The sequence below is a fragment of the Mitsuaria sp. RG genome (assembly GCF_028369275.1).
Classification (GTDB): Bacteria; Pseudomonadota; Gammaproteobacteria; order Pseudomonadales; family Pseudomonadaceae; genus Aquipseudomonas; species Aquipseudomonas peradeniyensis.
This window is the reverse complement of sequence record NZ_JAQMYQ010000020.1, coordinates 77,492-97,874: the sequence shown is the minus strand read 5'-3', so window position 1 is coordinate 97,874 and position 20,383 is coordinate 77,492. Positions and strand designations below refer to the sequence as shown.

Annotated in this window: 16 protein-coding genes; 7 read left to right on the top strand and 9 right to left on the bottom strand. The window is 64.8% G+C overall.

What is annotated here, in order from left to right; genetic code table 11:
• Positions 1 to 12 precede the first annotated feature (12 nt).
• The 4 genes from feaR to pobA form a co-directional block, all read right to left on the bottom strand.
• Positions 13 to 978: a transcriptional regulator FeaR gene (gene feaR, locus POF53_RS13480; protein ID WP_203646983.1), complete on the bottom strand. Its 966-nt coding sequence runs from the start codon at positions 976 to 978 to the stop codon at positions 13 to 15.
• Positions 979 to 1,174: 196 nt separating this feature from the next.
• Positions 1,175 to 1,633 carry a DUF3156 family protein gene (locus POF53_RS13475; RefSeq protein WP_498968076.1) on the bottom strand — a complete coding sequence of 153 codons (459 nt, stop codon included), beginning with the start codon at positions 1,631 to 1,633 and terminating at the stop codon, positions 1,175 to 1,177.
• Positions 1,634 to 1,718: 85 nt separating this feature from the next.
• Entirely contained in the window at positions 1,719 to 3,218 is a 1,500-nt protein-coding gene (locus POF53_RS13470; RefSeq protein WP_498968074.1) for an APC family permease, read from the bottom strand.
• A 247-nt stretch (positions 3,219 to 3,465) separates the two neighbouring features.
• A complete protein-coding gene (gene pobA, locus POF53_RS13465; RefSeq protein WP_498968072.1) occupies positions 3,466 to 4,653 on the bottom strand; it encodes a 4-hydroxybenzoate 3-monooxygenase in 1,188 nt (395 codons plus the stop codon).
• 166 nt (positions 4,654 to 4,819) lie between these two features.
• On the opposite strand from pobA, the gene POF53_RS13460 reads away from it, so the two are divergent.
• The 3 genes from POF53_RS13460 to POF53_RS13450 all read left to right on the top strand — a co-directional run bounded on the left by POF53_RS13460 (position 4,820) and on the right by POF53_RS13450 (position 7,229).
• Positions 4,820 to 5,692: a helix-turn-helix domain-containing protein gene (locus POF53_RS13460; RefSeq protein ID WP_234562912.1), complete on the top strand. Its 873-nt coding sequence runs from the start codon at positions 4,820 to 4,822 to the stop codon at positions 5,690 to 5,692.
• Between the two features lie 215 nt (positions 5,693 to 5,907).
• Positions 5,908 to 6,309, top strand: coding sequence for a MerR family transcriptional regulator (locus POF53_RS13455; RefSeq protein ID WP_028692177.1), 402 nt, complete (start codon positions 5,908 to 5,910; stop codon positions 6,307 to 6,309).
• Between the two features lie 20 nt (positions 6,310 to 6,329).
• The gene (locus POF53_RS13450) at positions 6,330 to 7,229 is read left to right on the top strand and encodes a hydroxymethylglutaryl-CoA lyase (protein ID WP_232855374.1); all 900 of its coding nucleotides are present in this window, start codon (positions 6,330 to 6,332) and stop codon (positions 7,227 to 7,229) included.
• A 539-nt stretch (positions 7,230 to 7,768) separates the two neighbouring features.
• On the opposite strand, the gene POF53_RS13445 is transcribed toward POF53_RS13450, so the two are convergent.
• A complete protein-coding gene (locus tag POF53_RS13445) occupies positions 7,769 to 8,305 on the bottom strand; it encodes an MgtC/SapB family protein (RefSeq protein ID WP_232855375.1) in 537 nt (178 codons plus the stop codon).
• 425 nt (positions 8,306 to 8,730) lie between these two features.
• On the opposite strand from POF53_RS13445, the gene ccoG reads away from it, so the two are divergent.
• The 4 genes from ccoG (at position 8,731) to POF53_RS13425 (ending at position 15,834) form a co-directional block, all read left to right on the top strand.
• Positions 8,731 to 10,137 carry a cytochrome c oxidase accessory protein CcoG gene (gene ccoG, locus POF53_RS13440; RefSeq protein WP_498968069.1) on the top strand — a complete coding sequence of 469 codons (1,407 nt, stop codon included), beginning with the start codon at positions 8,731 to 8,733 and terminating at the stop codon, positions 10,135 to 10,137.
• A gap of 39 nt (positions 10,138 to 10,176) precedes the next feature.
• Positions 10,177 to 11,586, top strand: coding sequence for a GntR family transcriptional regulator MpaR (gene mapR, locus POF53_RS13435; protein WP_267812217.1), 1,410 nt, complete (start codon positions 10,177 to 10,179; stop codon positions 11,584 to 11,586).
• Between the two features lie 65 nt (positions 11,587 to 11,651).
• Positions 11,652 to 13,751, top strand: a complete 2,100-nt coding sequence (locus POF53_RS13430; protein ID WP_498968066.1) for a PAS domain-containing hybrid sensor histidine kinase/response regulator family protein — start codon at positions 11,652 to 11,654, stop codon at positions 13,749 to 13,751.
• Positions 13,752 to 13,782: 31 nt separating this feature from the next.
• On the top strand, positions 13,783 to 15,834 hold the full coding sequence (locus POF53_RS13425) for a hybrid sensor histidine kinase/response regulator (protein WP_498968064.1): 2,052 nt from the start codon (positions 13,783 to 13,785) through the stop codon (positions 15,832 to 15,834).
• Positions 15,835 to 15,995: 161 nt separating this feature from the next.
• Here the strand turns inward: POF53_RS13425 and POF53_RS13420 are convergent, their stop codons facing one another.
• The 4 genes from POF53_RS13420 to POF53_RS13405 all read right to left on the bottom strand — a co-directional run bounded on the left by POF53_RS13420 (position 15,996) and on the right by POF53_RS13405 (position 20,066).
• The gene (locus POF53_RS13420; RefSeq protein ID WP_203646991.1) at positions 15,996 to 16,742 is read right to left on the bottom strand and encodes an SDR family oxidoreductase; all 747 of its coding nucleotides are present in this window, start codon (positions 16,740 to 16,742) and stop codon (positions 15,996 to 15,998) included.
• Positions 16,743 to 16,836: 94 nt separating this feature from the next.
• A complete protein-coding gene (locus POF53_RS13415) occupies positions 16,837 to 18,372 on the bottom strand; it encodes a DHA2 family efflux MFS transporter permease subunit (RefSeq protein WP_254465261.1) in 1,536 nt (511 codons plus the stop codon).
• On the bottom strand, positions 18,369 to 19,562 hold the full coding sequence (locus tag POF53_RS13410) for an HlyD family secretion protein (RefSeq protein ID WP_203646993.1): 1,194 nt from the start codon (positions 19,560 to 19,562) through the stop codon (positions 18,369 to 18,371). Before POF53_RS13410 ends, POF53_RS13415 begins: the two co-directional genes overlap by 4 nt.
• Before the next feature lie 30 nt (positions 19,563 to 19,592).
• A complete protein-coding gene (locus POF53_RS13405; RefSeq protein WP_186714554.1) occupies positions 19,593 to 20,066 on the bottom strand; it encodes a MarR family winged helix-turn-helix transcriptional regulator in 474 nt (157 codons plus the stop codon).
• Between the last annotated feature and the right edge of the window lie 317 nt (positions 20,067 to 20,383).

Below are 20,383 nucleotides of genomic sequence, written 5' to 3'. Positions count from 1 at the left end.
CCGCGATGACCATTACCGCCCCGGCATCAGGGCCATGGCCCGGAAATCCTTCGGCGACTGCTCGAAGTGCTTCTTGAATGCCCGGCTGAAATGCGCCGAGTCGGTGAACCCCCACTTGTAGGCGATCGAGGTGATCGACTCGCGCTTGAGGAACGGGTTGGACAGGTCGTCCGCGCTGCGCTTCAGGCGTGAGCGCTGGATGTAGCGGCAGACGCTGTCGCCCTCCTCCTCGAACAGGCGGTACAGGTGGCGTACCGAGATGCTCAGGCGTTCGGCCAAGTTGGCCGGGGTCAGGCCCGGCTGGCCCAGCGACTCGTCGATGACCTTCTGCACGTAGCCGCGCAGGCTGGCGCCGCTGAGCCCGGCGAGCGACCCGGGATTGTCGTCGCCGCGCTCGAACCCCGGCTCCAGCAAGGCGATGAACGCCGCCTGCAGCGCCTCGCCCTGGGTTGCCCCGGCCTCGTCGCCCTCGCGGCACAACTGGTCCATCAGCAGGTGCAGCATGCGCCCGCAGGCGTTGGTCGAGGAAATCTTGCCGAAGGTCGCGCCCTGCCCGGTCACGTGCTTGCGCACCTGCTCGCGGGACAGCGACAGCGAGACATGCTCGATCAGGCCGAACGGGGTGATCTCGCACGGGCCTACCGAATCCATCAGCAGCAGCTCGCCCGGTGACAGCTGGATACTCACGCCGTCCTGGGTGATCTGCGAGTAGCCCATGCGTTGGCTGACCAAAAAGCAATGCTGGTCGTCGTCGCGGTCGGGGTTGTCGCCAAAGCGGCGGATGGTGCCGGCGTTGGTACGCAGGTTGGCCAGGGCCAGGCCGGCGCGGTTGTAGGTCGAGATCTCGCCGATGAACAGCGAGCGGTTGAAGGCCAGTTCGGTCTGGAACCGGCCGCAGACCTTCTGCATGGCCGTGGTCCAGCGCTCCAGGCCGTCCAGGGCGGGTCTGGCGTTGCACTGAGTGACGGGTTGGGGCATGGCAACCTCCACACGCGGGCGTTGTTGTTATGCGCTAATTGTTAACATGTTATCAATGAGCGTACAACTATCATTGTTCGCGGGAGGCTTTAGGACGGTGGGAGCGCTTCGCGGCGCAAGGCCGCTCCTACACAAGGATGCGATCGTCTGTAGGAGCGGCCTTGTGCCGCGAAAGGGGCGCGAAGCGGCCCCAGGTTCAAAGATCGCGAAGCATGCGCTCCAACGCATCAAATACCTGCCAGAGGTGCTTGCGCTGTTCAGCGTCGAGGGGAATGTAGCGACGCAAGGCGGGCATCCGGTTGACCACCTCGCTGGCGCCCATGTGCTCCAGGGTGACCTGCCACAGGCCGTCCTGGCAATCGATGGCCAGGCGCTTGAAATCCAGGGGCATCAGGACGGTGTGAACCGCTGCGAGACGCGCGTCGAGGCGCTCGAACAAGGCCTGGTCGCCGCCCCGCCGTCGGCAGGTAACACCACTGCGGCGCAGCGCGCCGGTGTGGTGCAGTTCCGCCCGCAGCCTGCCCTGGTCGCGGGCAGGCACGCGCAGGATGAACTCGCACATCACCAGGTGCATCAGCAGATGACTCTCGGTGCGCTCACGCACTTCGATCCGAGGGCCATCCTCGCGGTAGGTAAACGATGTTGCGGATTGCAAATCCGTCAATCCCAGGTTTCGCCACACCCGCTGCAAGGTCGCCCCAGGCCGGTATCCAGCCGGGGCACGCGGCCCGGTCAGGCGTTCAAGCCAGCTTGCCGACATGCTGCACCTGCTCGTTGAGAGAATGACCGGGCTCGGCGGCGAACTCCTTCTCCAGCACGTCCTCGACCCGCGCCGGGCGGAACGGGTTGACCTTCTGCACGCACAGCGTCCAGAACAGCGCATAGGCCGCAGTGGCGCCGAGCATCACGGCGAACGGCTGGTAGACATCGGCCGGGTTCATCCCCGGCGGGGTGATGAACCACATGCCCAGCAGGATGCCGATGCTGGAGACGATCTGCGGCAGCGGGAACAGCGGCGAACGGTAGGCGCGCGGCAGGTCCGGGCGGCGGATGCGCAGGATCACCACCGACAGGGTCACCAGCAGGTACGCGGTGCTCCAGGCGCATACCGCCGCCAGCACCAGGTGCAGGATGTTGTCGGTGTTGCCGCCCAGGTACCAGGCGTGCAGGCACGGGATCAGCGCCACCACCAGGATGCACAGCAACGGCGTCTTGAAGCGCGGGTGCAGGTAGGTGAACACCTTGGGCAGCGCCCCGTCCACCGCCATGCCGTAGAGAATCCGCGGCACCCCGGCCATCAGCGTGTTGATGGTGGCGGCGCCGGCGAAGAGGAAGCCGATGCCCAGCCACACCGGGCCGATATCGCCCATCACCTGCTCGGCGAAACGCGGGATGGCCATGGGCGTGTCCAGCAGGTGCACGCCGCTGGCGGCGTCGAGCACGACGTTCTCCACCTGGCGCTTCATCGCCGCGCCGTAGATGAACATGCAGCTGGCCACGCCGAACAGGCCCAGGGCCATGGCCTTGGGCATGACCCAGGCCGAGCGGCGCAGTTCCGGGGCCAGCGGGGTGACGAATTCGCAGCCGACGAACATGAACATGGCCATGCCCACCAGCGACAGGATGGTCATCAGGTCGGTGCCAACCAGCGACACGCCGAACGGCCCGTCCAGCTCCACGGCCGGCGCGGCAATCAGGCCAAGCACGCCGAACACCATCAGCGTGGTCCACATGCCGAAGGTCAGCACCACTTCGGCGCGGCCAAAGGCGCTCACGCCGAAAGCGTTGAGCACACCGAACACCAGCACGAAGCCCACCCCCAGCAACCAGGATCCGCCAGCCGACTCGGCCAGGGTGTTGAGGTGCTCGAAGTTCACCAGGGCCATGACCCCGGAGAGGATGGTCTCGGCGGTGCCGGCGAACACATGCACGATCAGGTAGGCCGAGAGGGTGCCGGTGATGGCGAAGAAACGACCCAGGCCGCAGTTGATGTAGTCGTAGACGGAGCCGGTGGTCGGCAGGATCGCCGCCGCCTCGGCGAAGGTGGTCGACTGCGCCAGCATCATCACCGCGGCGATCACCATGGCCACGGCGAAGGCGCTGCCGCCAATGCCGAAACCCATGGTCGCGGTGAGGATCACGGGGCTGGCCATGATCAGGCCGACGGTGCTGGCCAGCGCGGTGGGAAAGCCGACGCTGCCACGGTTGAGGTGCTCGGTGAGCTTATTGTTTATTGTCATGGGTAGGCCCTGGGTGGACGAGGGAAAGATGATCGCTTGCCCGGCGCGCCGCAAGTGCTGGCGAACGCCGGGCCTGCCCCGCGATGAGCTTGACACCCATTGCCGGCATTACCCCTTCACTTTGCGGCCTCCTCCCAGGCGGGTCTTGCCACAGCCTGCCGCCGATCTTGCCGCTCCCTGCCAGCCCAGCTGCATGCCCTGGGGCCTGCGTGCCGACGATTGAACCTCGACGCGATCCTCGCCAGCTCTATTCCACCGCCTCGAATGGCAGCCCCACATAGTTCTCGGCAATATTGGCAAGGCCGACCGACGAGCCCAGGTAATACTCACGATCCGCCTCCTGCATCTTGCGCTCCCAATCATCCTGGTGCTCGCCAAAATCGTGCAGCAGCCGGGTCATGAACCAACTGAATCGCTCGCCCTTCCATACCCGTCGCAAGGCCATCGGCGAATACTCGGCCAGCAGGTCGGTGCGACCCTCGCGGTACACCTTGACCAGGATCCGGTACAGATAGTTGACGTCCGACGCTGCCAGGTTCAGGCCCTTGGCACCGGTGGGCGGGACGATATGGGCAGCGTCACCGACCAGGAACAGGCGGCCATGCTGCATGGGCTCGAGCACATGGCTGCGCAGCGGCGCGATGCTCTTCTCCAGCGCCGGCCCCGTGACCAGCTGCGCGGCCACCTCCGCCGGCAGGCGTGCCTTGAGCTCTTCCCAGAAGCGCGCGTCGGACCAGTCCTCCACCCGCTCCTGCAAGGGCACCTGCAGGTAGTAGCGGCTGCGGGTCTGGGAGCGCTGGCTGCACAGCACGAAGCCACGTTCATGGTGGGCGTAGATCAGCTCGTGGTTGACCGGCGGGGTGTCGGCCAGCAGCCCCAGCCAGCCGAACGGGTAGACCCGCTCGTACACCTTCAGCACATCGGCCGGAATGCTCTGGCGCGCTACACCGTGGAAGCCGTCGCAGCCGGCGATGTAGTCGCAGTCGACCCGCTGCTGGCGACCGTCCTTGTCGAAGGTGAGGTAGGGACGCTCACCGTCGATGGCATGGGGCCGGACATTGTCCGCCGAATAGATGATCGGCGCCCCGCTGGCCTGGCGCGCCTGCATCAGGTCGCGGGTGACCTCGGTCTGGCCGTACACCATCACCGTCTTGCCGCCGGTCAGCGCCTTCAGGTCGAGGCGCTGGCGACGGCCATTGACCAGCAGTTCGACGCCTTCATGCACCAGCCCCTCACGGTCCATGCGCTCGGCCACCCCGGCTTCGCGCAGCAGGTCGACCGTGCCTTGCTCGAGCACCCCGGCGCGGATGCGCCCCAACACATAGTCCGGGGCCTGGCGTTCGACGATCAGCGTGTCGATGCCCGCACGGTGCAGCAGCTGGCCCAGCAGCAGGCCAGAGGGGCCGGCGCCGATGATTGCAACCTGAGTCTTCATTGTTGTTGTCTCGCGATGACGATGCCGGCCGGTACTGGCAATGGCCGTACACCTGCTGTTAGGGTTTGCACCTGTATTTTTACTGGCTAACCTGGCGCGAAACGTGTGATATCTGCGCTAAAAACTGCACTTTTACAAAATTCGTTCGATTAACGGACAGCCTTTCATGAACACCCCGCTCCCCGGTATCCCGCTGTTCCAGCTGTACGGCGAACACCACGCCTGGCCGGACACCGACCTGCTGCACTGCGAGTCGATCCCGGCGCGCAGCCGCCTGCACCATTGGGAAATCAAGCCGCACCGGCATGCCGAACTGTTCCAGCTTCTTTATGTGCAACGGGGCGAGGCCCAGGTGGAGATCGAGGGTGAGCGCCGGGTGATTCGCGAGGCGGCGATCCAGGTGGTGCCGCCGCTCACCGTGCACGGCTTTCGCTTCAGCGCCGATATCCAGGGGCATGTGCTGACCTTCGGCACGGCCCTGGTGGTCGACCTGGAGCAGCGCCTCGGCGCGCCCTTGAGCGTACTGGCGGCCCCCCGCTGTTACCCGCTGGGCCAGGACCGTGTGCGCCTGCACGGGCTGATCGACACGCTGCAGCAGGAGTACCAGGGCAGCGCACCGGCGCGAGGACCCATGCTGCAGGCGCTGGTCACCGCGTTGATGGTCTGGATTCATCGCCAGCAGCGCGCCCTGCCGGCGCGCAATCAGGACGAACGGGACCAGCAACTGCTGGGGCGTTACCTGCGCCTGGTCGAGGCGCATTACCGCGAGCACTTGGCCGTGGACGTATTCGCCGGTCGGCTGGGCATCACCAGCCTGCAGTTGAACCAGCTGTGCCGCACGCTGGCCGGGCAATCGGCGTTGCAGGTGATCCACCAGCGCCTGCTGCTCGAGGCGCGGCGCAACCTGGCGTATACCCGCATGAGCATCGGCCAGTTGTCCGACAGCCTGGGGTTCAGCGATCCGACCTACTTTGCGCGGTTCTTCAAGCGGCTCGATGGCCAGACGCCCAAGGAATATCGCAGGTCGGTCAATACCTGAACTTGCGCAGTCCCGGTAGGAGCGGCCTTGTGCCGCGAAAAGGGCCGCAGAGCGGCCCCGGCGATCTTTGCTTAAAAGCTGAATCCTGGGGCCGCTCAGCGGCCCTTTCGCGGCACAAGGCCGCTCCTACAGAGAGCCAAATCCCTTGGCAGCCTGCTTGACGTATACGTCAACCTGGCATTAGGTTACTCGCATTCCCTCCCCCGAGCCCAAGCATGAGCAGCCAGACCTACAGCATCTCCGACCTGTCCCGCGAGCTGGACATCACCACCCGCGCCATCCGCTTCTACGAGGAACAGGGCCTGCTCAGCCCCGAGCGCCGTGGCCTGGAGCGCATCTACTCGGCACGCGACAAGGTCACCCTCAAGCTGATCCTGCGGGGCAAGCGCATCGGCTTCTCGCTGGCCGAGTGCCGGGAGCTGATCGAACTCTACGACCCCACCAGCGGCAACCAGAAGCAGCTCACCAGCATGCTGGCCAAGATCGCCGAACGCCGTGCCCAGCTCGAACAGCAGATGCTCGACATCCAGCAGATGCACCTGGAGCTGGACACCGCCCAGGAGCGCTGCGAGCAGGCCCTGGCCGCCACCCTGAACCCGTCGCACCCCCACCGTTGATCCGCCACAGGAAGCCCGCCATGTCATTGCCCAAGAATGTCCGCCTGGTCGAAGTCGGCCCGCGCGACGGCCTGCAGAACGAAGCCCAGCCCATCAGCGTCGCCGACAAGGTGCGGCTGGTGGACGACCTCACCGACGCCGGTCTCGGCTATATCGAAGTGGGCAGTTTCGTCTCGCCCAAGTGGGTGCCGCAGATGGCCGGCTCCGCCGAGGTGTTCGCCGGTATCTACCAGCGCAAAGGGGTCACCTATGCGGCCCTGGCACCCAACCTGCGCGGTTTCGAGGATGCCCTGGCCGCCGGGGTGAAGGAAGTGGCGGTGTTCGCGGCGGCCTCGGAAGCCTTCTCGCAGCGCAACATCAACTGCTCGATCAGTGACAGCCTCAAGCGCTTCGAGCCGATCATGGACGCCGCCCGCAGCCAGGGTGTGCGGGTGCGCGGCTATGTGTCCTGCGTGCTCGGCTGCCCCTACGAGGGGCGTATCAGTGCCGAGCAGGTCGCGCCGGTGGCCCGCGCCCTGCACGACATGGGCTGCTATGAGGTGTCGCTGGGCGACACCATCGGCACCGGCACCGCCGGTGATACCCGCCGCCTGTTCGAGGTGGTCGCGGCCCAGGTACCCCGCGAGCAACTGGCCGGGCACTTCCACGATACCTATGGCCAGGCCCTGGCCAATGTCTACGCCAGCCTGCTGGAAGGCATCAGCGTATTCGACAGCTCGGTGGCGGGCCTGGGCGGTTGCCCGTACGCCAAGGGTGCCACCGGTAACGTCGCCAGCGAGGACGTGGTGTACCTGATGCAGGGGCTGGGCATCGAGACCGGGATCGACCTGGACAAGCTGATCGCCGCCGGCCTGCACATCAGCGAAGTGCTGGGGCGCGCCACTGGTTCGCGGGTGGCGCGGGCACGTGGCGTGCGCTGAGTCATACGCCTGTCACACAGGTGTGGGCGGAGTGTTACCGCCTACACGCTTTGCAGAAAAAAATCGGGTAACAGGGAAACAATTCGACAGAATTTCACGTGCCAGCTTTCCCTCAAAAATCATCAAACCATTGATTTTAAAGGACTTTAAAAAGTTGGCACGCCACCTGCTATATCTTTTGGCATAACAAGAACAAAAAACGCGATACCCAATAAAAACAACAGTAAACGGCTCTGACATAACAAGAACAACACGGCAGAGGCGTAGCAAGCAGATTTTTTTGGAGTCGACGTGCTTTCCAGGGGTTTCGACCCCGCAGCCTGACACAGAACAATAAAACTACCTCCAAGGTAGCGGCAGTCAAGGTTGGATCACGTTGCATGAACGCAGGTCAGCGCTCAAAAAAATACGTTTGCTCTTGGCCCCGGTTGGGGGCCCCGCAATGCAGAGACAACCGCCGACAAAAACAACAACAGGCCCGTCTCCAATAATAAGAAAAGAGCAGGCAACAACGCTTATGAGGGGAGCTTCGGCTCCCCTCAGTGCTTCCTGCCCTCCTCGTCTTCCTCGCCTTTCTTTTCCCTCGCCTCGCCCTCGACCTTGTCCACCAGCAGCGGCATGCTGGCCAGTACCAGCAGCGCCAGCACGGTGCTCACCAGTGCCGTGGCCTCGCGCCCCATACCTGCGGCCGTACCGATGGCGGCAGTCATCCACAGCCCGGCGGCGGTGGTCAGGCCCTTGACGTGGCTGGCGTCCTGGCCGTTACCCTTGAGAATCGTGCCCGCCCCGAGAAAACCGATGCCGGCGACGATACCCTGGATCACCCGGCTCAACGCCTGCTCGTCGGCGCCGGCCATGCTCGGCGCCAGCACGAACAACGCCGCCCCCATCGACACCAGCATGTGCGTGCGCACTCCGGCCGCCTTGCCCTTGCTCTCGCGCTCGAAGCCCAGCACCGCCCCCAGCAGGGCCGCCATCAGCAGGCGGATCAGGATGCGGGCGACCTCGCGCTCGTCGGTGACATCGGCGAACTCGGTCTGCAAGGCCTCGAGCACCGATTGCCAGAATGTGTCCATCGCTTGCCTCCGGTGTCCCCGATCCTTGTGGAAGATCGCCTGTCGCGCAGTTCGCGCCCCTGTGGGAGTGGGTTTATCGGACCGCCGCGAACACCGGCGCAGCCGGTGCCATCCACCTCTTTGGATTCTTCGCGGGTAAACCCGCTCCCACAGGGTGTGCTTCCCTGTGCGATCTCCTACAGATGACCGCGGCACAAGCACCTCGTGCCTTGCACCCCGCCCAACGGCCCCAAGCACGCTGCGACGAAGGTGCGGTGGATAGCCGCAGGCATCTGCAACCAATTGCTCAAGGCTGCTAAATCCAAGGCCTGAGCAAATCAACCCATCATCTGATATGGTTTTTCTCTCAATACCTGGGCCTGTGCTGAAAACAGATCGGGGGCCATAGTGCCCTGGCCTGATCGAGGCCTGATGAGCGATGAACCATGAGCGATAGAATCCCCTTCCGAGTCATCGAGATTGCCCCCGCCGCCAACAAGAGCAAAAGCCAGGTGGCCGATGGCATCCACACCCGCAGCTTCACCGGCTTCTACCGCAACCTGCGGATCGCCTTCGCCGGGTTGCTGTTCGTACTGTTCTTCGGCACCGCCTGGTTGCAGTGGGGCGACCGCCAGGCCGTGCTCTGGGACCTGGCCGAAAGCAAGTTCCACATCTTCGGCGCGACCTTCTGGCCGCAGGACTTCATCCTGCTGTCGGCGCTGCTGATCATCTGCGCGTTCGGCCTGTTCGCCATCACGGTGTTCGCCGGGCGTGTCTGGTGCGGCTACAGCTGCCCGCAGAGCACCTGGACCTGGCTGTTCATGTGGTGCGAGAAGATCACCGAAGGCGACCGCAACCAGCGCATCAAGCTGGCCGCCGCGCCCTGGGGCGTCGAAAAGATCGCCCGGCGCGGCCTCAAGCACGGCCTGTGGCTGGCCATCGGCCTGCTCACCGGGCTGACCTTCGTCGGCTACTTCACCCCGATCCGCCCACTGGCCGCCGAGCTGTTCAGCTTCGAGCTGGGCGGCGTTGCGCTGTTCTGGATCCTGTTCTTCACCGGCGCCACCTACCTCAATGCCGGCTGGCTGCGCGAGGCGGTGTGCATGCACATGTGCCCCTATGCGCGGTTCCAGAGCGTGATGTTCGACAAGGACACCCTGGCGGTGGCCTACGACCCCAGCCGCGGCGAAGCCCGTGGCCCGCGCAAGAAAGGCAGCGACCCGCGCGGCCAGGGCCTGGGCGACTGCATCGACTGCACCCTGTGCGTGCAGGTCTGCCCCACCGGCATCGATATCCGCGAGGGTCTGCAGATGGCCTGCATCGGCTGCGCCGCCTGCATCGACGCCTGCGACGGGGTGATGGACAAGATGAACTACGCCCGCGGCCTGATCGGCTACAAGTCCGAGCACAACCTGCAAGGCGGCAAGACCCACTGGCTGCGCCCTCGCCTGCTGGGCTACGCCGCCGCGCTGACGGTGATGATCGGCGCCCTGGTGGTCGCCCTGCAGATGCGCCCGATGGTGTCGATGGACGTGATCAAGGACCGTGGCCTGTTCCGCGAGAACGCCCTGGGCCAGATCGAGAACATCTACCTGCTCAAGATCATCAACAAGACCCAGGAACCGCAGCACTATCGCCTGCGCCTGGTGGACGCCGATGGTTTCGAACTGCACGGGCGCACCGAGTTCACCATCGCCGCTGGCGAAATGAGCGAGCTGCCGGTGTCGGTGGCGATGCTCGCCGACCGCCCGAGCAGCAGCTCCCAGGAGCTGACGTTCGAGATCCAGGACAGCGACCAGCCGGGCATCCGCAGCACCGCGCACAGCCGTTTCGTCGCGCCGATGAATCGCTGATCCCTTAAACTGACCACCACCTTGCCTGCCCAGACCATAATGAAACGCTACGAACGATTCGCCGACGACATTGCCGAACTGATCCGCTCCGGGGTGCTTGGCCCCGGCCAGCGGGTGCCTTCGGTACGCTACGCCAGCCAGACCCACGGGGTCAGCCCGTCCACGGTGTTCCAGGCTTATTACCTGCTGGAGCGGCGCGGCCTCATCCGCGCCCGGCCGCGCTCGGGCTACTTCGTCAACGCCCATGCGCCGCGCCCGTTCAGCGAGCCGCAGCCCCAGGCGCCGGCCAGCGAGTCCACCGATGTCGATGTCAGCGGCCTGGTGTTCTCGATCCTCGACTCGATCAAGGATCCGCACACCGTGCCGTTCGGTTCGGCCTTCCCCAGCCCGACCCTGTTCCCCCTGCAGCGCCTGTCACGCTCGCTGGCCAGTGCCAGCCGGGCCATGGACCCGCGCATGGTGGTCACCGACCTGTCGCCGGGCAACCCGCAACTGCGCCGGCAGATCGCCCTGCGCTACATGGTCGCCGGGTTGATGCTGCCGATGGAGGAACTGCTGATCACCAACGGCGCCCTGGAAGCGCTAAACCTGTGCCTGCAGGCCGTCACCCAGCCCGGCGACCTGGTGGCCATCGAGGCACCGGCCTTCTACGCCTGCCTGCAGGTGCTCGAGCGCCTCAAGCTCAAGGCAGTGGAGATCCCGGTGCACCCGCGCGAGGGCATGGACCTCGGCGTACTGGCCCAGACCCTGGAGAAACACCCGGTCAAGGCCGTGTGGTGCATGACCAACTTCCAGAACCCGGTGGGCGCCAGCATGCCGGAGACCAAGAAGCAGGAACTGGTCGAGCTGCTGCGGCGCCACCAGGTGCCACTGATCGAGGACGACGTCTACGCCGAGCTGTACTACTCGCAGCAGGCACCGAAACCGGCCAAGGCCTTCGACACCGAAGGCCTGGTGATGCACTGCGGCTCGTTCGCCAAAAGCCTGGCCCCCGGCTACCGGATCGGCTGGGTGGCGGCCGGACGCTTCGCGCAGAAGATCGAGCGGCTCAAGCTGATGACCTCGCTGTGCGCCTCGATGCCGGCCCAGGCGGCGATTGCCGACTACCTGCAACATGGCGGCTACGATCGCCACCTGCGCAAGCTGCGCTACGCCCTCGAGGGCCAACAGGCCAACATGCTGGCCGCCATCGCCCGCCACTTCCCGGCGCAGACCCGGGTCAGCCAACCCTCCGGGGGCTACTTCCTGTGGCTGGAGCTGCCCGAGCAGATGGACGCCCTGAAGCTGTTCCACATGGCTTTGGCCCAGGGCATCAGCATCGCGCCGGGGCCGATCTTCTCGCCGACCCGGCGCTTCGGCAACTGCATCCGCCTGAACTACGGCAGCCCCTGGGGGGATGGCGCGGAACAGGCCATGGAGACCCTGGGGCGGATCGTGCGATCATTTTGACGGCTTGATGGCTGGGAACAAGGACCACAACTATAGTATTAGGGTCCATCGGATGGATCCAGCCTATGCCAGCCCCGTTGCCGCCTTCAGAGCAGTTGCAGGCCCGTATCCAGACCCTCGAGACGCAGGTGGCGAGGCACGAGCTGGAGTTGGTTTGTTTCGAGTTGTTACGCTCCTGCATGGCCGAAGGCTTCTGTGTTTTGGAACTGCTTGATGGCCCCCAAGGGCCATTGAGCGACTACCGCTACATCCTCAGCAACGACGCCTGCCTGCGCCATACAGGCCATGACAAGCGGATGGGGCAGACCGTACGCGAGCTGATCCCGGACGAAGCCGATGCCTGGGTGCCGCGCTTTGCCGAGGTGCTGCGCAGCGGCCAGCCGGTACGCTTCGAACAGCGCCTGGACATCACCGACCGTTTGCTCAACGTCACCGCCTATCGCTTGGGCCCAGCCAGTGACAGACGAGTGGCCGTACTGTTTACCGGTGTCCCGGCCAGCGAACAGGCGCGCCAGCTGCTGCACGAACAAACGGAAGAGCGCATGGACAAGGCCGAAACCAACAACAGGTTGCTCGGCGAGCTGGTGGACCACAGCCTGGCCAATGTGTTCGCCGCAGACTGCAACTTACGCCTGGTGGCGATCAACCGCACGGCGCGCGAAACCTTCGAGCGCCTGCATGGCATTTCGCCCAAGGTTGGCGACCATGTCCATGACATCCTGGCAGGTCTGCCACAGATCATGGAGAAGCTCCAACCGATCTGGCCCCGCCTTATCACCGGGGAGTCTTTCGTCGAGATGGTCAGCCTGGGCATGCCTGAGCAGCCCCGACATTACGAAATGCGCTACAACCCACTGCGCGACGGCAAAGGCCAAATCCGTGGCGGCTATCTGTTCGCCTACGACATCACCGCCCGCGTGCAGGAACAGGAGCGCCTGAGGCAGGCCGAGGAAGCCTTGCGCCAGTCGCAGAAGATGGAAGCCATCGGCCAATTGACCGGCGGCATCGCCCATGACTTCAACAACCTGCTCGGCAGTATTCTCGGCGCGCTGGAGCTGGCCGACAAGCGCCTGACGCAGGGGCGTCAGCAGGACAGCAGGCATCTGCTCGACATTGCCCGGCAGAACACCTCGCGCGCGGCTTCTCTGGTCCAGCGCCTGCTGGCTTTCGCCCGCCAGCAGGCGCTGACGCCACAGCCGCTGGATGTGCACCACCTGGCCGCCGGTATGCGCGAACTGATCCGCAGTTCCCTTGACACCCATATAACGTTCGTCGATGCCACCCGCGCCGGCCAATGGCTGGTCTGCGTCGATCCATCGCAGCTGGAAAGCACACTGCTCAACCTGTGCATCAACGCCCGGGACGCGATGGCGCGGGGCGGCACCCTGCGCATCAGCTCCGACAACTGCCAGCTGGATGCCGCGCAGGCTGCAGCCCTTCAGCTCGAAACCGGACAGTATCTGCACATTCAGGTCGAAGATACCGGCTGTGGCATGACCCAGCAGATCAGCGAGCGTGCCGCCGAACCTTTCTTCACCACCAAGCCCCTGGGGCAAGGCACCGGGCTGGGCCTCTCCATGGCTTATGGCTTCGTGCGCCAGTCAGCCGGCCAACTGAGCATCGACAGCTCACCAGAGCGCGGCACCTGCATCCACATGTATTTACCACGTGCTCATGCAGGCAGTGCAGCGCAAGCAGACGATATGCAGCAGGTGATCACGCAAGCAAGGCCCAGGCAACCGCTCATCCTGCTGGTAGAAGATCAAGCGACACTGCGCCTGGTGATACGGGAAACCCTCGAGGAACAGGGCTTGCAGGTTCAGGACTTCAAGGACGGCCGCACAGCGTTGTGCGCCTTGAATGAAGGTGTTCGACCAGACTTGCTGGTGGTGGATATCGGACTGCCGGGGAATATCGACGGATACCAGGTCGCCAGAGCCTGCCGGGCTATCGACGAGCATCTGCCCACCCTGTTCATCACTGGCTACGATGGTGCCATCGATACCCGCCGGATCATGGGCTCGCCCCCCATGCTCCTGTTGCACAAACCCTTCGAACTGAAACTGCTGACCTCCAAGGTGGAGGAGCTGCTGAACGCCACGCGAAGCAAGCCCGTGCAAGACCGTGAGCCGCGTGACTGGACAGGCACACCAGCAGGCGATTAGCGTATCTGACCCCACCTCAACGGATGCCCGCATGCCCTCGCGCGAACTGCAGTCCCTGCGCCTGGAAGTTGAACGCCTACGCCAGCGCAATGCCTTGCTGGAGGCCGAACTGGCCAATCCACCACGGCATGATCCCGACCTGTTCCGCTTTCTCTTCGACACGATGGACGAAGGGTTCTGCGTCATCGAATTCTTCGACGGCCCGCACGGCCCGCTGAGCGACTACATCCATATCCTCGCCAACGCCGCCTATGCCCGCCACGCGGGGATTCCCAACGTGGTGGGGCAGAAGCTGCGCGAGATGGTGCCGGACGAGGCCGACGACTGGGTGGCCCGCTATGGCCAGGTGCTACGCACCGGTGAGCCTCTGCAGTTCGAGCAGGAATTGATTGCCACTGGCCGGGTGCTGTCGGTCACCACCTTCCGGATCGAGCCCGCCGGGAAACACCAGGTGGCGGTGCTGTTCAAGGATGTCACCGAACGACGCCGCGCAGAAACCGCCTTGCAACAACTCAACGACCAGCTCGAGCAACGGGTCACCGCAGCCCTGGCCGAGCGCAGCCTGTTTGCCGAGCTGGTCGAACACAGTGTCGCCCGGGTGCAGGTGGTGGACACCGCGTTGCGCTTGCTCGCGATCAATGCCCGTGCAGTCAAGGATTTCGAGTACCTGTTCGGACGCAGGATCAAGGCGGGCGACAGCCTGCTCGAAGGCCTGGAGGGATTCCCCGAGGAATGCGAACGATCAGTGGCGCTATGGCGCAGGGCATTGTCCGGTGAAAGCTATACCGAAGTGATCGAATACGGTCGCGGCAATGACAGGCGGCATTTCGAACTGCGCTTCACCCCCTTGCGTGACCACACCGGCGGGATTGTCGGTGCCTATCTGTTCGTCTACGACATCACCCGCCAGGTCAGCGAGCAGAAGCGGCTGCTCGAGGCCGAGGAGGCCCTGCGCCAGGTCCAGAAGATGGAGGCCGTAGGCCAGCTCACCGGCGGCATCGCCCATGACTTCAACAACCTGCTTGGCGGCATACTCGGTGCCCAGGAACTGATACGCCAACGCTTGCAACAGGCCCGTCACGCTGAAATCGCGCCCTTGTTGAACAGTGCCTGTGAATCCGCGCAACGGGCCGCCACGCTGGTGCAACGCCTGCTGGCGTTCTCCCGCCGCCAGACCCTGCTGCCCCAGGCCACCCGCCTGAGCACACTGGTAGGGGGCATGGAAGACCTGATCAGCCGCAGCGTCGGCCCGGCCATCGAGGTGAGCAGCGATTTCGAGCAGGAAAACGGCACGGTGTTCATCGATCCACCGCAACTGGAAAGCGCCCTGCTCAACCTGTGCATCAATGCCCGCGACGCCATGCCTGCCGGCGGTCGCATCGACATCCGCTGCGTCGCGCTGGAGGTGACGCAGGTTACAGCCCAATCACTGGACCTGCCTTCCGGGCCCTACCTGCGCTTGAGCGTCAGCGACACCGGACGCGGCATGCCAGCGGAGGTGATCGATCGCGCGATCGAACCCTTCTTCACCACCAAGCCCATGGGGCAAAGCACCGGACTGGGCCTTTCCATGGTCTATGGCTTCGTCCGTCAGTCAGGTGGGCAACTGCAGATCTGCTCCCAGCCGGGCGAAGGGACCTGCATCCACCTCTACCTGCCCAGGCATGACACCGTTGCCCAGCCTGCGCCTGCAAAAGCTGCGTCACTGCTGTCCGCTCGCGGGCCCGGAAAGCGGGTACTGCTGGTCGAAGACCAGGCCGCGTTGCGCCTGGTGATCGCTGAAGTGCTCGAGGAGCTGGGCCACCAGGTCGATGGCTACGCCACCGGACCTGCGGCACTCGAGGCAGACCTGGGGTTCGACCTGCTGATCACCGACATCGGCCTGCCCGGCGGCATGAACGGCCGCCAGGTCGCCCAGGCCATGCGCGGGCGACTGCCTTCGATCCCGGTGCTGTTCATCACCGGCTACGATGCCAACGCGGTGCTTGAGGATGGGCCCCTGCCGCAAGGCATGCGTGTACTGACCAAGCCCTTCGACCTCGAAAAGCTGGTGGATCAGGTCGATCTGTTGCTGCGCGACTGACGAGCCTAGGGTCTGTACGAAATGTGTCTGCGCGAAGGCCAGACAAGGCGAAACGGGGGGAGGAACGGCCGGGGTCGCGCCCGACTGTACTGGAGTACATGAGCATTCCGAGCCCCGTTTCAACGCAGTATGGGCGAGTGCAGATACATTTCGTACAGAGCCTAACGTCCGCCACTCAGGTCGATGAAGGTGCCGGTCGCGTAGGACGCCTTTTCCGACAGCAACCACAGGATCGCCTCGGCCACTTCCTCGGGCTGGCCACCGCGCCCCATCGGCAAGCCCGGCTCGAGCTTGCTGACGCGGTCCGGGTCGCCGCTCAGGGCATGGAAGCCGGTGTGTATGTAGCCCGGCCGCACGCCGTTGACCCGCACACCCTCGCCGGCTACTTCCCTGGCCAGGCCCACCGTGAAGGTGTCCAGGGCGCCCTTGGAGGCGGCATAGTCGACGTACTCATTGGGCGAGCCCAGCCGCGCGGCCATCGACGACACGTTGACAATCGCCCCGCCCTGGCCGCCATGGCGGCGGGCCATGCGCAGCAAGGCGTGCTTGGCGCAGAGGATCGGGCCGACCACATTGGTCTTCATCACCTTGAGCAGGCGGAACTCGGACATGTCCTCGACGCGACTCTGCTGGCCGATGGTGCCGGCATTGTTGACCAGCGCGGTAACCGGCCCGAGCTCCTGGTCGACGCAGCGGAACAGCCGCACCACTTCGTCCTCGACGCTGGCGTCGGCGCGCACAGCAATGGCCTCGGCGCCCAGCGCACGGACCTGCGCCAGCATCGCCTCGGCGGCCTGGTCGTCAGCGTGGTAGTTGATGCAGATGCGGTAACCCTGTTGCGCCGCCAGCAATGCGGTGGCGGCGCCGATGCCCCGGCTGGCGCCGGTGATGACGATGACCTTGTCCATGAGTCTGCCAAGTAGCCAGGTAAAGGCCTACAAGATTAGGGGAAATGCCATCATTTGAAAACGGGGCAGGTGCTGCATGGACAGGATCATTGGTTCAATGCCCCGCCGAAGCCGGCCCGGCCTTGGCGGTAAAGGGCGGCTTGGCCAGCCATACCAGCAGGATCAACCCGGCGAACACCCAGGTGAGCAAGGTGAAATAGTCCACCGTCGACATCATGTAGGCCTGGCTGTTGAGGATCTGTTCCAGCTTCGCGTAACTCTGCGGAGTGGCCCCGCCCAGCTGCTCCAGGGTCTGCCGGGTGGCCGGATCGAAGCTGCTGATGTGCTCGCTCAGGTAGGCGTGGTGCTGGTCGGCCCGGCGAATCCAGATCCAGGTGGTCAGCGACGCGGCAAAGCTGCCGCCCAGGGTGCGCAGGAAGGTGGCCAGCCCGGAACCGTCGGCGATCTGGTGCGGCGGCAGGTCCGACAACAGGATGCCCAGGGTCGGCATGAAGAACAGCGCCACGCCGATGCCCATGAACAACTGCACCAGGGCGATGTGCAGGAAGTCCACCTCGTTGGTGAAGCCGGCACGCATGTAGCAACTGGTACCGATCGCCAGGAAGGCGATGCCGGCCAGCAAGCGCAGGTCGAAGCGATGGGCGTACTGGCCGATGAAGGGCGACATGAGCACCGGCAGCAGGCCGATCGGCGCCACCGCAAGGCCTGCCCAGGTGGCGGTGTAGCCCATCTGGGTCTGCAGCCATTGCGGCAGGATCAGGTTGATGCCGAAGAACCCCGCGTAGCCGCCCACCAGCACCAGGGTGCCGATGCGGAAGTTGCGGTGCACGAACAAACGCAGGTTGACCACCGGATGGCGATCGGTCAGCTCCCAGATGACGAACACCGCCAGGAACACCACCGAGATCAGCGTGCCAATCACGATGAACGACGACTCGAACCAGTCCAGGTCGTTGCCTTTGTCCAACACCACCTGCAACGCGCCGACACCGATGATCAGGGTCAGCAGGCCGATGTAGTCCATCGGCTGGCGGCTGGTGACCACCGGCCGCGCACGCATCTGCTGGCGTACCACGGCGGCGGCGAACAGGCCGATCGGCACGTTGATGAAGAAGATCCACGGCCAGCTGTAGCTGTCGGTGATCCAGCCACCGAGGATCGGCCCGGCAATCGGCGCGACCACCGTGACCATCGCCAGCAGCGCCAGGGCCATCCCCCTTTTCGCCGGCGGGTACACGGCGATCAGCAGGGTCTGGGTCATCGGGTACAGCGGACCGGCTACCACGCCCTGGACCACGCGGAACAACACCAGCTCGGGCATCGACTGGGCGACGCCGCACAGGAACGAGGCCAGCACGAACAGCAGCGTGGCCCAGATGAACAGCTTCACCTCGCCGAAGCGCCGGCTGAGCCAGCCGGTCAACGGCAGGGCGATGGCGTTGCTCACCGCGAACGAGGTGATCACCCAGGTGCCCTGCTCCGAACTCACGCCGAGGTTGCCGGAAATGGTCGGCAGCGCCACGTTGGCGATGGTGGTGTCGAGCACCTGCATGAAGGTCGCCAGCGACAGGCCGATGGTGGTCAGCAGCAGGCTCGGCGGGGTGAACTGCGCGGGGGCCTGCTGGCTCATCGCTGAGCCGTCTTGCCGGTGGCGCTGTTCTCGTGGATCAGCCGGGCGATCAGGTCGTCGGCCTCGACCAGCTGACGGTCATACACCTGGGTGGTGTAGCTGGCCTGCTGCGGTGGCTGCTGGGCCAGGGCCGGGCCGCTCTGGTCGTGCAGGTCGACCTCGGTGACGGTGGACAGGCCGATGCGCAGCGGGTGCTTCTTCAGTTGCTCGGGATCAAGGTGGATGCGCACCGGTACGCGCTGGACAATCTTGATCCAGTTGCCGGTGGCGTTCTGTGCCGGCAACAGGGCAAAGGCGCTGCCGGTGCCCGCGCCGAGGCTGTCGACGGTGCCGGTGTACCTGACTTCGCTGCCGTACAGGTCGGCGGTGATCTCGACCGGCTGGCCAATGCGCATGTCGCGCAGCTGGGTTTCCTTGAAGTTGGCGTCGATCCACACCTCGTCCAGCGGGATCACCGCCATGGTTGTCGTGCCCGGTTGCAGGCGCTGGCCCAGTTGCACGGTGCGTTTGGCGACATAGCCGGTCACCGGCGCCACCAGCGTGGTGCGGGCATGGTCGAGGTAGGCCTGGCGCAGGTCTGCTGCGGCGGCCATCACTTCCGGATGCGAGGACACCACGGTGTCGTCGACCAGCGCGGTGCTGGTGTTGAGCTGTTGGCGAGCGCTGTTGACGGCGGCCTGGGCCACGGTCAGGTCATCGCGGGAGTGGGCCACTTCCTCGGCGGCAATGGCGCCGCTGTCGGCCAGCACCTTGCGTCGGTTGTAGTCCTGCTGGGCCTTCTGCAACTCGGCCTGGCGGGTCTGCAGTTGCGCCTTGAGCGAGTCGACATTGCTGTACAGCCCGCGCACCTGGCGCACGGTACGCGCCAGCTTGGCCTCGGCCGACTGCAGGGCGACTTCGCTGTCGGCCGGGTCGAATTGCAGCAGTACCTGGCCGGCATGGACCAGGTCGCCGTCATCGGCGCCGATACTGGTGACGGTGCCGGTCACCAGCGGGGTGATCTCCACGACATTGCCGTTGACGTAGGCGTCGTCGGTGCTTTCGTACCAGCGCCCGACCAGGCTGTACCAGGCCCAGGTGCCTGCACCGGCAAGGACCAGTATCAGCAACAGGGCGAGCAGCCAGACCTTGCGCTTGCGTGTGTTGTCAGGCGCGGGGGCCGGGGTGGAGGTGTCAGCGGGAGTGGCCATGACAATACCTTGGAAGATGCGTGACAGGGATCAACGATCGCCGAAGCGGCGGATCGTCAGGGGGTCGCCGGCGTTGATCAGGACCTTGGCGAGCAGTTGCTCGAGGGTCTTGAGTTCCTCGGGCTGCAGCACGCCGACCAGTTCGTTCATCGCCGCCGCGCCGACCTGCGGGAGGCGGTCGGCCAGGCGCTGGCCATCGGCGGTGAGGGCCAGGCGCACCTGGCGGCGGTCGTCGGGGCAGCGGTTGCGCAGGATCAGGCCCTTCTGCTCGAGGCGATCGAGCATGCGGGTCATCGAGCCGCTGTCCAGGCCCAGGTAGCGGCACAGTTCGGCCGGGGTGTCGACCTGGTACTGGGTGACGATGATCAGCACCTTGAACTGGGCGGCGGTGACGCCGTCGGCTTCCAGGTGCCAGTCGAGGATGCGGTCCTTGAGGAGTGCGGCGCGGCCGAGCAGCATGCCTATGGCGCAGGTCTGGAAGGTTTCCGGAGTGTAGTGGGGCATTGGGGCTGCTCGTTGAATTGTGTGAAAATATTACTGCTTAGGCAGTGAATGTCAAAGCTTTGATTAGGGGGCTAAAGGAATTTTTTTGTTTGGAGTCAGGATTGGATGTGATTGTTTTGAATTTTGCATTCATATTCTTTGAATATGTCGACATCTAGTCACCTTTCCGCCCTTACGGCGGGTCCCTTTTTGAAGGATCAAAAAGGAACCAAAAAATCCTCGCTCCATTCATACGGCCCCTACGCTTCGCTCCGGGGTTCCCTCGCTCCGTTCTTGCTCCCGGGAGGACCGCGCTGAACGCCCCATCCTGGGGCGCA

Coding starts and splice junctions, on each gene's coding strand:
- POF53_RS13425 (WP_498968064.1), top strand. CDS start 13,783: ATGCCCTCGCGCGAACTGCAGTCCCTGCGCCTGGAAGTTGAACGCCTA.
- ccoG (WP_498968069.1), top strand. CDS start 8,731: ATGAGCGATAGAATCCCCTTCCGAGTCATCGAGATTGCCCCCGCCGCC.
- POF53_RS13415 (WP_254465261.1), bottom strand. CDS start 18,372: ATGAGCCAGCAGGCCCCCGCGCAGTTCACCCCGCCGAGCCTGCTGCTG.
- POF53_RS13460 (WP_234562912.1), top strand. CDS start 4,820: ATGAACACCCCGCTCCCCGGTATCCCGCTGTTCCAGCTGTACGGCGAA.
- POF53_RS13445 (WP_232855375.1), bottom strand. CDS start 8,305: ATGGACACATTCTGGCAATCGGTGCTCGAGGCCTTGCAGACCGAGTTC.
- POF53_RS13405 (WP_186714554.1), bottom strand. CDS start 20,066: ATGCCCCACTACACTCCGGAAACCTTCCAGACCTGCGCCATAGGCATG.
- POF53_RS13420 (WP_203646991.1), bottom strand. CDS start 16,742: ATGGACAAGGTCATCGTCATCACCGGCGCCAGCCGGGGCATCGGCGCC.
- mapR (WP_267812217.1), top strand. CDS start 10,177: ATGAAACGCTACGAACGATTCGCCGACGACATTGCCGAACTGATCCGC.
- POF53_RS13430 (WP_498968066.1), top strand. CDS start 11,652: ATGCCAGCCCCGTTGCCGCCTTCAGAGCAGTTGCAGGCCCGTATCCAG.
- POF53_RS13450 (WP_232855374.1), top strand. CDS start 6,330: ATGTCATTGCCCAAGAATGTCCGCCTGGTCGAAGTCGGCCCGCGCGAC.
- feaR (WP_203646983.1), bottom strand. CDS start 978: ATGCCCCAACCCGTCACTCAGTGCAACGCCAGACCCGCCCTGGACGGC.
- POF53_RS13455 (WP_028692177.1), top strand. CDS start 5,908: ATGAGCAGCCAGACCTACAGCATCTCCGACCTGTCCCGCGAGCTGGAC.
- POF53_RS13470 (WP_498968074.1), bottom strand. CDS start 3,218: ATGACAATAAACAATAAGCTCACCGAGCACCTCAACCGTGGCAGCGTC.
- POF53_RS13410 (WP_203646993.1), bottom strand. CDS start 19,562: ATGGCCACTCCCGCTGACACCTCCACCCCGGCCCCCGCGCCTGACAAC.
- pobA (WP_498968072.1), bottom strand. CDS start 4,653: ATGAAGACTCAGGTTGCAATCATCGGCGCCGGCCCCTCTGGCCTGCTG.